This is a genomic window from Xenorhabdus kozodoii, from assembly GCF_002632875.1.
GTDB lineage: Bacteria > Pseudomonadota > Gammaproteobacteria > Enterobacterales > Enterobacteriaceae > Xenorhabdus > Xenorhabdus kozodoii.
This window is the reverse complement of record NZ_NJCX01000002.1, coordinates 128,318-141,481: the sequence shown is the minus strand read 5'-3', so window position 1 is coordinate 141,481 and position 13,164 is coordinate 128,318. Positions and strand designations below refer to the sequence as shown.

The window sequence follows — 13,164 nt, the reverse complement described above, 5'->3', positions numbered from 1 at the left end:
GTTTAAAACTCAAACTCATAGAGCAGATCTAAAGCCTGATCAATACCAGATACCGCTTCCAGATACAATCTTGGCATAACTCGATAGCGTAATGTCAGCGTCGCCAAAGAATCAAAAATACCGACACCGTACTTCACCTGTAAGTTGTTGGTAATCCTGCCACTGACAACCACCTGATATTTATCCCCCACTCCCTGGGTATCTAAAGCCAAATCAGAAACCCCAAACGTTTCCCCAATCTTGCCAACGAGTTGACCACTCTGGGCAATCCCCAATCCAATCAGCATGGCGGCCATTTGCGAGTTGTCAGAATCGCCTTTTTCCAGCCCTTCCCCCCGTAACAAGTAAGACAAGGCTTCCTGCTGCGATTTGACCGGATCAGAAAAAATCTCCACTTTCGGTTTATCTGCCAATCCCGTGACCCGCACACCGGCAATCACTTTGTTGGCGGTGGATTCTGGATTACGGATAGCTTCAATATTCAGCAAAGGCTGATCGGGCGGGCCAGAAAACATAATGGTTCCCTTACGCACCTGCAAATCTTGCCCATAGGCGTGGAAACTCCCTTCCGGGATATCAATCTGGCCATTTAGCCCCAACCCCTGTTGATCCTGAATGACTTTTAAGGCGCCTTTAAGCTGTGCCTTTAGGCCAAATGCACTCAGGCGCACATCATCGCCAATCTGAACATTTAAGTGACTTTGCAGCAAAATAGCGGATTTTTTCTTCTCGATGGGCTGGAGGTGGTCATCCAGCATCACTTCATCCGCAGAAACCCCGACCGCAGATTCCGGTAACTCCTGCACCGTGATACGTGCCCACGGGATATCCACATTACCGTCAAGTTTCAACAGGTTTGGTTTGGCCTCCAGCACCAGATTGGGGCTGATATCCACTTTCACCATCGGGGGCACCGTGACACGTAACTTATCACCCTTGGCGGCAATTCTGGCGTACCACTCATTCAGGCTGCGCCAATCAGCATGACCGTTTAAGTTTAATTGCCCCTGGGGGGTTTTGATCACGCCATGCAAATCAGAGCTGGCGCCGGCAAAATGCACGGCTAACTGACCCTGGGAGATATCGAAGGGCAGCCAATGGCTGCTGATTTTCAGGTCACCCGCGTTAAGTTGACCAAATAGCAGCGGCGTTTTGGCGGTGCCGCCCAAACGTAAATTCGCATTTAATCCTCCCTGCGCCTTTTCGTCTTTAGCCAAAATAGGCTTAATCAGCTTTAAGGCCACCGCTTGAATATCAATATTGCCGGCTAATTTTCGGCGGCCTTCTAAATCAGTGACCTGCACATCACCTTGCAACAGCCCATTGCCCGCCAATTTAAAGAGCCAGGCCAAATTCGCCTTGCCATTGATTAGCCCTGCATGCAGGGTGAGGGTTTCAAAATTCACCGGCAAGATATTTCCTTCCACGACCTGACGAACTTCCACCCCCTGCCCCTGAAGCGCCACTTTTGCTTGTGGCAACCCCTGCCCTGCGCGCCATTTGACCTCGGCATTCCCACTGAATATCCCCTTAAGTTGGGTACTTCTGTCAAGGAACGGCTGGATCATAGCTAAATCAAAGCGCTCAAGTGCCACTTGCGCATGGCCGCTCGCTCCCGCTTCAATCGGTTTGGGGATACAAAGGCGTGCATGGGAATTCAGCCAACAATGGGTGCCCACGATGGCTTTTTGTTGCAAATTGAAGTAATCAATGGCGATGGGCTTGCTTAAACGCCACTGACCGACAGGCGTATTCGCCTCCGTATGCGTGATGTTGCCTTTCCAGTGTGCTTTTTGCCGATCAAAGCTGCCATGAAGTGCCAATTGGCCTGATACCGGCGTGCCTTCGATTTTCAGTTGTAAATCATGTTTTTTTTCTGTGCCCTGGGCGTTGAGCGTCAGGTTCCTGATCGTGAAATCTGCCTGCTGCAATTGCCGCACCACAACCGATAACTGGCCCTGGATCTGCTCAGCCGAACGGATATCGGCTTTGATCGTGGCGCTATCCACCCTGAGTGCATCTTGCCAGCGCACCCCACGCGCATTGACATCCGCCATGATTTGCGGCGCTTTCAGGTTGCCCCGCAGTTTAACCTCACCAGTCCCCCGCCCCGCCAAACCGGGCAATAAGCCATGTAATTGCGGGGCATGAATGTCACCGTCCAGCTTCCACGCCGCATCCGTAAGCCGCCCCTGGATATTCAGCTTATTGCGGCCAAAAACAAGATCGAGCTGGGGGATATCCCACTGGCCGGCGGCATTGCCCGATGCCTGACCTCGCGCTTTAATGGCATTCTGTTTTACGTGACCTTCAAGGCGAATTTCAGGCACCTTAAGCTGCCAGCTTCCCCCGTACAGGCTGCCCCGCACGGCGATTTTACCGTCGATTTGGGCAGGCCATTCCGGCCACTGTTTGGCGGTATTGATGCCAGCCAAAATCAGCCCGGCATTCCAGCTAACGGCCTGACTCCAATCCACCACGCCGGTCAACTCCGCTTTACCCTGCAAGGCCGCCAGACGCAGGCGGGTTAACCTCAGCAACGCTTCATTGCCTTTTGCGTCCAATGTCAACAAGGCCGGAGGCAACCCATTGCCCTTGATCGCCGAGCGGAGGGAAAGATCGTAGTGGCTGGCCTGACCATTCAGGCGTAGTTTTACGCCATCAAGCTGGTACTCCGGTTTGCCGTGCAAAGGCCATTGCAGTTGCGGGCTGGTGAAGGTCAGGCGGGCGGGCAAGCCTGCTGTTGCCAATTCGGTCTGGGCGGCTAGGCTGGCGCTGACCGGGCCGGAAAGCGTCAGGGCGAGATCAAGCTGCTGCAATAACGCGCCTTTTAGCGTTAAATCCATCTGTTGCCCTGTCAGGTCATCCAGACTGAGACGGGCTAAATTCTCCGCCTTGCCCTGCACCCGCAGGTTAACCGGCCATTGCTCAGCCAGGGTTGCTGTCCCCTGTATCGCCAGTGCGCCTTCCGGTGACTGTAAGCGCAAGGTTTTGATCGCCACCGCCTGCCCATGATTACTGGCCTGTAGCTGCAACTCGTTAATGTTGATATCGCGATCACCGGTCAGGTGAAGCTGACGGCCGTGAATACCGGCCAGCGTGATATCAAGCGGGATAGGGATCGCGGGCAATTCGGTTAACAACGGCTTGGAGAACAATGCCTTTAACGTTGCACCCAATGATTTTTCAGGCCCAGCCTGCGGATGGGTTTTGGCGGGCTTTTCAGGGGGGCTTTTGGGCAAGGCCACCAACAGGTTGTTAATTGCCGTCGGTTTTACGATCAGCCGCTTTTCCTGCCACTGGGCCGCGGTTTTCAACTCATCCAAGGTCATGGCGATATCATCGACCGTCACGTGGATATTTTTTAACGCCAGCAAATCCAGCGAGATAGGATACGGTGTTATCAATTCCGTTAATGGCTTCGATTCCGCCGCCGGTGCCGATGGCGGCAGTTCAGCGGTATTGACCGCAACCGTCACCCCTTCCGTGGTCAAGGCATTGACACACACCTGGCTGTGTTTCAGGCAGGCAAGCCGAACCGACAGGTGCAGGTTATCGGCTTTCACCTTCACGCCCGGCATCTGGTATTTGACGCCCGTTAAGGTTAAATCGCGCCAGCCCCCGCTGACATGGGCAATCTCCAATCCGGGCACCCAGCGTGCCGCACTGTTGATCATAAAATGCAAGCCGGTTTGCGTCCCCACCAGCCCCACCACGGCGATCAATAACAGGCTAACCATCAGCAGGAAAGCGACACTGACCCTTTTTGCCCACTTCATAGTTCCGCCCCTAATCCAATATAAAATTCAATATTATGGCTATCGGGATCATTGATTGGCGTGGCCAAATCAAATTTTATCGGCCCCACCGGGGAAGCCCAGCGCACCCCCATGCCGGCACCGGTTTTGAAATTGCTCTGTCTAATGTCATTCACCGCTTCCCCCGAATCGATGAACACGGCTCCCCACCAGTTACCATAAACATGGTATTGGTACTCCAATGAGCCAACCACCAACTTTGATGCGCCGACTAATTTGCCGTCCCGGTTGGTCGGGGAAACTTTTTGGTATTTGTAGCCACGAATACTGCGATCGCCACCGGCAAAGAAACGCAGATCCGGCGGCACCTTGTCGAATTCATTGGTTTCTATCCAGCCCAAATCGGCTCGCATCACAAAACGGTGGTTCTCCCGATAAGTCCTGATCCAGACGTGATGAGCCTGTAACACCAAAAAATCGACATTGGATTGCCAGGTGGTATCAGAAATATCCACCGAGTAACGCTGGCTATCGCCCCAAGAAGGCATGGTTCCCCCCCGCTGGCGAATACGGCTAAGACTGAACCCCGGATACAGCAGCGTGGTGGTATTGGTGACATTGGCCTGGGTAAAGTGGCTCAGGCTCCAGCGCAAATTCACGCCATATTGCCAGCCAGTAAAACGATCCCAATTGCGGGACAGGTTTAAGGTTGCCGTATCGGAAATGGTATCGTTAATCGCTTTGCGTTTATAACCGGTTTGTAGCTGGTAGTACTCTTCCAGCGGGTTGACTTTCAGCGGCATTTTGTAGGCGGCATCGATAAGCTGATCCCGTGTCGACAGGTTAAGGCTGGTGCTCAGGCTGTGCCCACGGGAATTAATCCACGGTTTTTTCCATTTGGCCTGTACGCGCGGGCCAACGTCCGTGGCATAACCGCCGCCCAACTCCACCGAGTTGGCTGAGCGTGGGATTAAGGCGGCATTGAGCGGCAAGATCTTATCCTGATTTTCGCGCCCGGCTTTAAAATCGGGCACCACAACCGCAGAGTTGAACCAGCCGGTATCAACCAAACGGCGGTTAAACTCGGCCAACTGTTCCGAGGTATAGTATTCGCCTTGTTTGAACGGGATCAGGTTATGCAGGTAAGGTTCACGAATTTGTGAACCGTGGAAGGCGACCGAGCCAAAGCGATAACGTTGGCCGCTATCAAAATCAAAATCCCAAATAGACTCGTGCAAATCTTTTGCCACCCCCAGCTCACTTTTTTTCATGACCGCATCAAAATAGCCTTTCTTGACCGCCAGATTGGTCAATGCACTTTTAAAATCTTCATATTGACCGTGGTTGAGTATTGTCCCGATTTTTGGCCGGTTTTTGGCAATCAGGGCGGCATAATCTTTATCGGTTTTCGCGCCGCCCTCCAGTTCAACATTCACGGAAGCCACTCGCACAGGCTCCCCCAGCGTCACTCTGGCGGTTAAAACCGGGCGGGCGGGTGGTGGATTTTCTTGGTAGGTAAATTCAACGGTGGGCGCATAATAGCCCAATGGCCGCAGCCCTTGTTGTATTGCTTTCGCGACACGGGCACGAAAACGGCCATCCGGGGAAACTTCATCGGTACTGATATTGGAAAGTTGCACCCTGGCATTTTTTTCTAATTCGCCAGAAAGCCCTTCTATTTTCAAGCGTAAATTTGCACTGTAAGCCGATGGCGTGACGATAGATAAAAAAAGCGCACCTATGAGGGGATATCGTGACACTCGAACTCCTAATATTTAGCCATCTGTAGGGTAAATTCCAACAATTAAAGAAATGCTGCAATAAATTAATTCTGGTAAAGTTTTAAGGATATACAAGCCACATATCATCATAAAACTTGTGCATATACAGGAGATAATCTTGCCAAATTCAACTAATGGAAGACAACATGTTTCTTCACCGCAGGCCATATCCGGCAGAGCCACTCCGCTCGCGGTATCACCCTACCATGCCATCACCCAGCATGCGATAGCGAACATTCCTGAAAATGGGGAAATTGCTTATGTCGGCATGGGCTGTTTCTGGGGCGTGGAGCGCCTTTTCTGGCAACAGGCCGGCATTTACACCACCTCCGCAGGGTACAGTGGCGGCACGACCCCCAACCCCACCTATGAAGAAGTGTGTACGGGCTTGACCGGCCATGCCGAAATCGTCCGGATCGTCTTTGATCCCGCCAAAATCAGTTACTCGCAATTACTCACCCTGTTCTGGGAAAATCACGACCCCGCGCAAGGCATGCGCCAGCATGGGGATATTGGCAGCCAGTACCGTTCAGCCCTGTATACCGTTTCACCCCAACAGTATGAGCAGGCCATTGCCAGCCGCGACCACTACCAGCAAGCGATGGCGCAAAATGGCGACCCGCGCCCCATCACGACGGAAATTCGCCCGGCCGGGCCATTCTATTTTGCCGAGGATTACCACCAGCAATACCTCCACAAAAACCCTGAGGGGTATTGTGGCTTAGGCGGTACGGGGATCTGCTTCCCGCCGGCACTGAGAAACTAACCGATGTCGCTAGCCCAACAGCATGACTGTTGGGCTAATTGCCTGAGTCACCCGCCATAAATCCGCCTTTACACTCCAGCCGATAGCTATCACAGCAGATAAACAGATTTTATAGCGCAAAACCACATTTTCGCCCGAATTAATTGCTTTGTATATCATATTGTTGAAGTAAAAATTCAACTTAAGTAATATCTCTTGGCGCTTTAACAGTAGGATGGAATGACCTTGATACTTTAACAATCAATAAGTGAGGTAATTATGTCTGACGTAAGCAAACCCGATACACCCAAATGTCCATTAGATCTGAGCCAATATCAGGTACTGGTGAATAATGTTTCACCCGTTGGCAGTTGCCCGTGGGCTTTGATTCAGGTGTATGCAGGAGTAAAAGTCCATCGCAGTGGTTGGAATGCCCCCAAAGAACATTTACGCCTAGACTATGAATCGGGCACGGGTAGTGATAAAGGGAACCCTTATATTGAAAAGAGTGACAAGGATGGTGTGTGGGGCACTTGGCAACCCACAAAGGAAGATTTGGTCGCCTGTGATTGGAAGTTACTGACGGCAGAAGATAATAAGCCGAAGCCTGTGGATTGTATGCTGTCTTTTACGCTTGAATTGGGTGCTGGCAAGGATATGGAGGGTCCAGCTTGGGGATATTTGAATGAAGATGTGGATGGTCCAGCTTGGGGATATTTGAATGCAGGTGAGACTTCTCATTACAAGGGGCCGGCTTTCGGTACTTTGACTACAGTCCAAAATAACGTAGGTATCGCAAACATTTCAATGTTCTATTTTAGAGATAATGGTCAAATGATGTTTGGAGTAATCCCTGCCCAAGATAACCCACTGCAGGCGCGTGAATTATTTACGAAAACGCTTTATGTCACCGTTGATAACACCACCTATAATCTTGGGGGTAATCCATCCGCGGGAGGTATTGACGCACAATTAGCTGCCGCCCTGCCACGCCATATGGCGGGTAATCCATCCGCGGGAGATATTGACAATAATTTTAGCGATTATTTCAGTAATGACACACGAAAATTAGGTGCCATATTGAAGGAAACAGGCAAAACCAAGCACTTTTGCCTAACCTGGAAATAATCCCCCCAATCTACCCCCTGAATTCAAGGCTACGCCCAGCGTGGCCTTTTTCATCTTTATTTACCGCCGTCTCTTTCGCTATTCCCTGAGCCACTAGCGGTAAATTCGCCTTTACACTCCAGCCGATAGCTATCCTAGCAGATAAACAGATTTTATAGCGCAAAACCACATTTTAGACCGTATTAATTGCTTTATATATCAAATCGTTGAAGTAAAAACTCAACTTAAGTAATATCTCTTGGCGCTTTAACAGTAGGATGAATGACCTTGAACTTTAACAATCAATAAGTGAGGTAATTATGTCTGATGTAAGTAAGCCCGAAAGCCATAACGCTGACCTTAAATGCCCCTTTAATCCAGAGGATTATAAGGTCAAAATCAATGATACGGTTGCCCCAGTTGGCTCATATCCTTGGGCAATCATTCAAGTCTATTTAGGCGCGAAAATACGTCGTAGCCATTGGGCGGTGCCCGATGAATACCTACGCCTTGCCGGTATGCCCGATGATTTGCCCTATATTGAGAAACGCAAAAAAGACGACGTCACACGCTGGCAACCCACTCAGGAAGAGATGTTCGCTTGTGATTGGAGCTTGTGGAAGCCAGAGAGTTGCATGTTGTCTTTTGATCTTGAATTGGGTACTAGCAATTTTAGTGGCACTGGCCAAGATTGGGGATATTTGGCTAAAGATGGGTATGTTAAAACAGACGAGTCGACTTTCGGTACTTTGACTAACCTTCAAAGTCACGTAGGTATCGCAAACATTTCAATGTTCTATTTTGAAACAGATAATGTAGTGTATTTGGGGGTGTCTTCTGCTCAAGATAACCCACAGCAGGTGCAGGAATTACTTAAGAAAACGCTTTATGTCACCGTTGATAACACCACCTATCATCTTGGGACTTCCAGAACATTTACTTATAATGATAATAATATTTGTTATTATTATTACGATAATGACACACAAAAATTAGGTGCCATATTGCAGGAAACCGGCAAAACCAAGCACTTTCGCTTCACCTGGAAATAATCCCCCAATCTACCCCCCTGAATTCAAGGCTACGCCCAGCGTGGCCTTTTTCATCTTTGCCGCCCGTTCAGTTTTTCCCGCTCACGGTTCCAAAGCGATGCGAACCATTGCGCAAAAAGATATTGAAAGATCTGGGACTATCCACCTCAAAATAATGCCCAACATTATTCGTGGGTTGGGATGGCGAACGACTTGAAATCAGCGATAATTTTAGCGTGAAATTCGTATCTTGAGTAAAAATAAATTTGGAATTTATATATTGTAGCCTATAATTTTTATAGGCTGTAGCCTATGAATTGAAGTTTATATATTCATAAATATGGAAGACGGCGTGTGTGGGACGTCATAACGACAAAATTATTTGACCAATGGTTTGATTAACATCGCTGATGAACAATTTAAAAATCACCTGAATAATTTGGAGAAATGACATGTCAACGTTAAACAAACTGATGAAAAAACGTAGCCCAGAAAGCCGCGTGCGAATTAAAGAAAAAGCAGACGAAATGCTGCTGGAAACGCAACTTTACCAAATTCGTGAGGCGCTGGCGTTATCACAAACGCAGGTCGCAAAAAATCTGGGGATAGCGCAATCGTCTGTTGCCGCTATTGAACAACGTGGAAATGAATTAAAAATTTCCACGCTGAAAAAATACATTGAATCTATGGGTGGCGAAATGACTCTCGGTGTCAAATTGCCTGGCGGTAAATCAATGAATTTTTCTATTTAATAAAAATCCTGATTATCCAATTAACACATCGGCGATGATATGAACGTGACTGCTCTTCGCCGTAAATGGCGAGGCCTCCCACTTCACAGGCCGCTGCTTAATATTCAGCGCAGCATTGATTTTATGACATTATCCGTTAACCGACGAGAATCACCCTATTTCGGTCTGTAAGCGCAATACGTGCTGGTTCACTTCACTCATGACATGGAAATGGCGTTTGTCTTTGATTTTCGGGGGTAAAATCTTGCCATAATTGAATTCAAAAGCGCCCATGTCCTGAATATATAATCGTCCACGAAATAGGGTCTTTACGTAGAGAGCAATTTTCACTGGGTTATAATGGCGAAAGATTTTCATCTCTGTTTTTTCCTCCCATGCTTCTTACGATACTATTCGATTGCTACGGCATAACATCGGGTTATTTCATCACCACTCAATGGACTTAAAAAACACGTCACGGTTATGCCAACTGTATAGACTACGTATAGGAAAGTTGGTTCATTCTCTATCCAAAATGTTATCAAATTGTTTATTTTTTTGAGGACAGACCAGTTAACAAACGCTATGCTGAATATGACGTTCCCTGATAACATGCCACCCCTGATAGATAAGGAATAAATATGTTAAAAAACAATATGTTAATAAAAATCGTGTTATCTGCATTATTGAGTGTCACGCCACTATTTGCTTTCGCCCATCACCTCAATTTAGAGCAACAACTTCCCGCTGTCAGTGTGACAGATAAAGGTGAACTGTTGCTCAACAATGATAAGTTCAGCTACCAAAACTGGAGCAGTGCTGAACTGCCGGGGAAAGTCAGAACAATCCAGCATATTGCCGGTCGTAGCTCTGCCAAAGAGATGAATGCCCCTTTAATTCAGGCATTGAAGGAAGCTGATTTACCTAAGGATAAGTATCAAACCACCAGTATCGTGAATACCGATGATGCTATTTTTGGTACGGGAATGTTTGTGGGTAATAGTATCGAAGACAGCAAAAAACAGTTTCCGTGGTCACAATTCATCGTGGATAGCCACGGGGTGGTGAAAAAAGCCTGGGGACTGGAACCCAAGAGTTCAGCTATCATCGTGCTGGATAAAAACGGTAACGTGAAATTTGTCAAAGATGGCAAATTAAATCATGCCGAAATTGAACACGTTATCAGCTTAATCGAAGCCGAATTGAAAAAATAGCTTAACGAACAGTGATAATGGCTCCCCGTTGTGAGCCATTATCTCCTGACGCTTATCGCGTTAGTATCAAAAAACGCTGACCCTAAAGCCGGGATTCAGGAAAGATTCACGCGGCGTGTAATTGAGTGTCTTCCCTTCCCAGTCGGTCACATGCGCCCCCGCCGCAATGGCAATGGCATGACCGGCTCCGGTATCCCAGATGTTGGTTGGCCCAAAGCGTGGGTAAAGTTGGGCTTTTCCCTCTGCAACCAGACAGAATTTTAGTGAAGATCCTATCGAAAGTGTATTGTGCACCCCTAGCTGGGCGAGGTAATCTTGCAACTCTTCATCATCCTGATGGGAACGACTGACTACCACCACCGGAGGCTTCGCTGGCATCGCTTTAATCGGCAGCGTCTGACCATTGGCCTCTTTCCACGCCTGACGCCCTTGCCCTGAATATAAGACGTTTTGTACAGGAACGTAGACGACCCCCATGACCGGTACGCCATTTTCTACCAACGCAATATTGACGGTAAATTCACCGTTTCGGCGAATAAACTCTTTCGTCCCATCCAATGGATCAACCAGCCAATAACGCTGCCAATTTTTCCGCTCTTCCCATGCAGGTGGATCTTCTTCTGATAACAACGGGATATCAGGCGCAATGTGCAATAATCCCGCTTTAATGACTTGATGAGCGGCAATATCCGCGGCCGTTACCGGCGAATCATCCATTTTATGTTCGACTTGCAATGGTTGTTCAGCCTGATAGACCTCCATGATCGCCGCACCCGCTTCCCGTGCCAATTGGCAGATCTGTTGTAGCATCATTCACCTCTGTGTTTGTTATTCAGCTATCCTCCCATGCTTTCAAATGGCAACTTTTTGACGGTGTTGCGCTGTGTTGCACATTGAAATCAATTCCGGGATACCCTTTGAAGCTACATTTTTAACGCATTTTTCATCGGAATGGCGAATATTTTCTCTTTTAGCGGCGGGAAATGTCGTGCGGGAATACACCTGAAAAAATAGCCGGCTAACCGGCTATTCAACAACTTACAGAATTTCCAGTAATTCGACTTCGAAAATCAGCGTGCTATAAGGCGGAATAGATGCCCCTGCGCCACGCTCACCATAAGCCAGATTATGAGGAATATAGAGTTCCCACTTAGAACCGACTGGCATCAGGGTCAACGCTTCAATCCAACCGGGGATCACGCCGCTGACGGGGAATTCTGCTGGCTCGCCACGCTGTACTGAACTGTCAAATACGGTGCCATCGATCAGGCGGCCAGTATAGTGAACACGGACACGATCAGTACGGGTAGGGATAGTGCCATCACCTTGGGTCAGGACGGAAAATTGCAGGCCAGACTCCGTGCTGCTGACACCTTCACGCTGAATATTGTCTGCCAGAAATTTTTTGCCTTCTTCTGCCATCTCCTGCTGACGTTCACGACGAACGCTATCAGCACGTTCATGTATCTCACGTAGTGCGCGATGCAGTTCTTCGACAGGAATAGCAGGAGAACGGCTTTCCAGCGCATCACACAGCCCTGCCAGCAGCGCTTCTGGTTCTAACCCTTGTAAACCCGATTCCTGTAATTGCTGCCCAACCTGCAAACCAATCCCGTAACTTGCCCGCGCTTCAATAGACTCAAAAGAAGGTGTTGTCATGAAAGTACCTGTTATTAAATGAGTGAAAGCTCAAGCATAACAGCACTGTCTGGATGGGTAAACGCGTGAAGGCGTTTAATTGGATTATCGTTCTTTACTCTGTTTGGTGGCGAAGTGTAAGCGTCCAAAATGAAATAGTGACATTGTTTATACCCTATGGATTTCAAGATGCAGCGCAGCGGCAAGGGAATGAACCCCCAGGAGCATAGATAACTCTGTGACTGGGGTGAATGAGCGCAGCCAACAAAGCGGCAACTTGAAAGACGACGGGTATAGTGATTTGAAACCTATTTATCCGATAGTATTCCCACATTGACTTTAATTTAAAGCATAGAGCAATTCATCCAAAAGAAATTGCGATGAAGCTGTAATTAAGCTTCCTCCATGTAATAGTTTTTCCCTGGAACCTTGTAGATTTGCACACACCACTCCAGACTCTCTCATACAAGGGATCAATGCTGCTATATCCCAAGGTTTCATTAGAGTATCAAGAGCGGCATCAATGCGCCCCATAGATACCATAACATGCTGATAGCAATCATTTATAAAAACAGTATCTCTGGCAGTATGCACTATATTAGACAAATTATAAGCTTTCATACCTTCCCGTCTATCGAATGTAGTGCTATGAATACCTGAGGCTGATATCACAGAATCTTTTAATTTTCTTTCATTATTGGACGCGATAGAGATTTTAATAGGAGTATTATTACCATGTTGAACCCAGCATCCCTCACCTTGAGAGGCATAAAAGACTTTTTCTAATGCAGGAAAAGAAATGACACCAATAAGGGGTTCATTATTTTCAACATTCAAGTCAGTTCGGGTAACTAAAGATTTGTCGGATTTTATCTCGAAAGCTTTTGCATTATAAAAAGAGTCAATCGTAAATTGACGTGTTTGTTTAACCGCTTGTATAGCTATGTTTAACATCGTAACCTCATTAGGCTTGGACTTAAAGCCCAAGCCTATAAATATCAAACCAGATTGAGCACTCTTAACATAAAAGAGTCTAAGTTATCCTTAAATTCATCTATGTTAGAAAAAATGAAGTCCGAATGTTCATCGCTCAATTTCACATCTCCTGTGCAACGAATACTAAAATTGAGTTGAAGACATTTTCTGCCTCTGGCAGAAT

The 13,164-nt window shown here is 47.8% G+C and carries 11 protein-coding genes; 5 read left to right on the top strand and 6 right to left on the bottom strand.

What is annotated here, in order from left to right:
- Window positions 1–2: 2 nt before the first annotated feature.
- Window positions 3–3,779 carry an autotransporter assembly complex protein TamB gene (gene tamB, locus Xkoz_RS02165; protein WP_099140538.1) on the bottom strand — a complete coding sequence of 1,259 codons (3,777 nt, stop codon included), beginning with the start codon at window positions 3,777–3,779 and terminating at the stop codon, window positions 3–5.
- Window positions 3,776–5,518 (bottom strand): autotransporter assembly complex protein TamA, encoded by a 1,743-nt coding sequence (gene tamA / locus Xkoz_RS02160; protein ID WP_099140537.1) that lies wholly within the window; start codon window positions 5,516–5,518, stop codon window positions 3,776–3,778. The genes tamB and tamA overlap by 4 nt, the downstream gene beginning before the upstream one ends.
- 139 nt (window positions 5,519–5,657) lie before the next feature.
- Between tamA and msrA the strand changes: the two genes are divergently transcribed.
- The 4 genes from msrA to Xkoz_RS02140 all read left to right on the top strand — a co-directional run bounded on the left by msrA (window position 5,658) and on the right by Xkoz_RS02140 (window position 9,174).
- A complete protein-coding gene (msrA, locus tag Xkoz_RS02155; RefSeq protein WP_099140536.1) occupies window positions 5,658–6,305 on the top strand; it encodes a peptide-methionine (S)-S-oxide reductase MsrA in 648 nt (215 codons plus the stop codon).
- Between the two features lie 258 nt (window positions 6,306–6,563).
- Window positions 6,564–7,412, top strand: coding sequence for a Thoeris anti-defense Tad2 family protein (locus Xkoz_RS02150; protein ID WP_099140535.1), 849 nt, complete (start codon window positions 6,564–6,566; stop codon window positions 7,410–7,412).
- Window positions 7,413–7,711: 299 nt separating this feature from the next.
- Window positions 7,712–8,443, top strand: coding sequence for a Thoeris anti-defense Tad2 family protein (locus Xkoz_RS02145; protein ID WP_099140534.1), 732 nt, complete (start codon window positions 7,712–7,714; stop codon window positions 8,441–8,443).
- A gap of 431 nt (window positions 8,444–8,874) precedes the next feature.
- Window positions 8,875–9,174 (top strand): helix-turn-helix domain-containing protein, encoded by a 300-nt coding sequence (locus Xkoz_RS02140; protein WP_099140533.1) that lies wholly within the window; start codon window positions 8,875–8,877, stop codon window positions 9,172–9,174.
- A gap of 150 nt (window positions 9,175–9,324) precedes the next feature.
- On the opposite strand, the gene Xkoz_RS02135 is transcribed toward Xkoz_RS02140, so the two are convergent.
- Window positions 9,325–9,531: a DUF1107 domain-containing protein gene (locus Xkoz_RS02135; protein WP_099140532.1), complete on the bottom strand. Its 207-nt coding sequence runs from the start codon at window positions 9,529–9,531 to the stop codon at window positions 9,325–9,327.
- A 263-nt stretch (window positions 9,532–9,794) separates the two neighbouring features.
- Between Xkoz_RS02135 and Xkoz_RS02130 the strand changes: the two genes are divergently transcribed.
- Entirely contained in the window at window positions 9,795–10,367 is a 573-nt protein-coding gene (locus Xkoz_RS02130) for a YtfJ family protein (protein WP_167386537.1), read from the top strand.
- Window positions 10,368–10,433: 66 nt separating this feature from the next.
- On the opposite strand, the gene cysQ is transcribed toward Xkoz_RS02130, so the two are convergent.
- From cysQ to Xkoz_RS02115, 3 genes are all read right to left on the bottom strand, one after another.
- Window positions 10,434–11,177 carry a 3'(2'),5'-bisphosphate nucleotidase CysQ gene (cysQ, locus tag Xkoz_RS02125; protein ID WP_099140531.1) on the bottom strand — a complete coding sequence of 248 codons (744 nt, stop codon included), beginning with the start codon at window positions 11,175–11,177 and terminating at the stop codon, window positions 10,434–10,436.
- 228 nt (window positions 11,178–11,405) lie between these two features.
- Window positions 11,406–12,026 (bottom strand): BamJ family beta-barrel-assembly machinery protein, encoded by a 621-nt coding sequence (gene bamJ, locus Xkoz_RS02120; protein ID WP_099140530.1) that lies wholly within the window; start codon window positions 12,024–12,026, stop codon window positions 11,406–11,408.
- Window positions 12,027–12,344: 318 nt separating this feature from the next.
- Entirely contained in the window at window positions 12,345–12,959 is a 615-nt protein-coding gene (locus tag Xkoz_RS02115; RefSeq protein WP_099140529.1) for an inositol monophosphatase family protein, read from the bottom strand.
- Between the last annotated feature and the right edge of the window lie 205 nt (window positions 12,960–13,164).

Excerpts from the sequence above, each read along its gene's own strand:
- tamB (WP_099140538.1), bottom strand. The coding sequence starts at position 3,779 with ATGAAGTGGGCAAAAAGGGTCAGTGTCGCTTTCCTGCTGATGGTTAGC.
- Xkoz_RS02150 (WP_099140535.1), top strand. The coding sequence starts at position 6,564 with ATGTCTGACGTAAGCAAACCCGATACACCCAAATGTCCATTAGATCTG.
- Xkoz_RS02145 (WP_099140534.1), top strand. The coding sequence starts at position 7,712 with ATGTCTGATGTAAGTAAGCCCGAAAGCCATAACGCTGACCTTAAATGC.
- Xkoz_RS02140 (WP_099140533.1), top strand. The coding sequence starts at position 8,875 with ATGTCAACGTTAAACAAACTGATGAAAAAACGTAGCCCAGAAAGCCGC.
- Xkoz_RS02135 (WP_099140532.1), bottom strand. The coding sequence starts at position 9,531 with ATGAAAATCTTTCGCCATTATAACCCAGTGAAAATTGCTCTCTACGTA.
- Xkoz_RS02130 (WP_167386537.1), top strand. The coding sequence starts at position 9,795 with ATGTTAAAAAACAATATGTTAATAAAAATCGTGTTATCTGCATTATTG.
- cysQ (WP_099140531.1), bottom strand. The coding sequence starts at position 11,177 with ATGCTACAACAGATCTGCCAATTGGCACGGGAAGCGGGTGCGGCGATC.
- bamJ (WP_099140530.1), bottom strand. The coding sequence starts at position 12,026 with ATGACAACACCTTCTTTTGAGTCTATTGAAGCGCGGGCAAGTTACGGG.
- Xkoz_RS02115 (WP_099140529.1), bottom strand. The coding sequence starts at position 12,959 with ATGTTAAACATAGCTATACAAGCGGTTAAACAAACACGTCAATTTACG.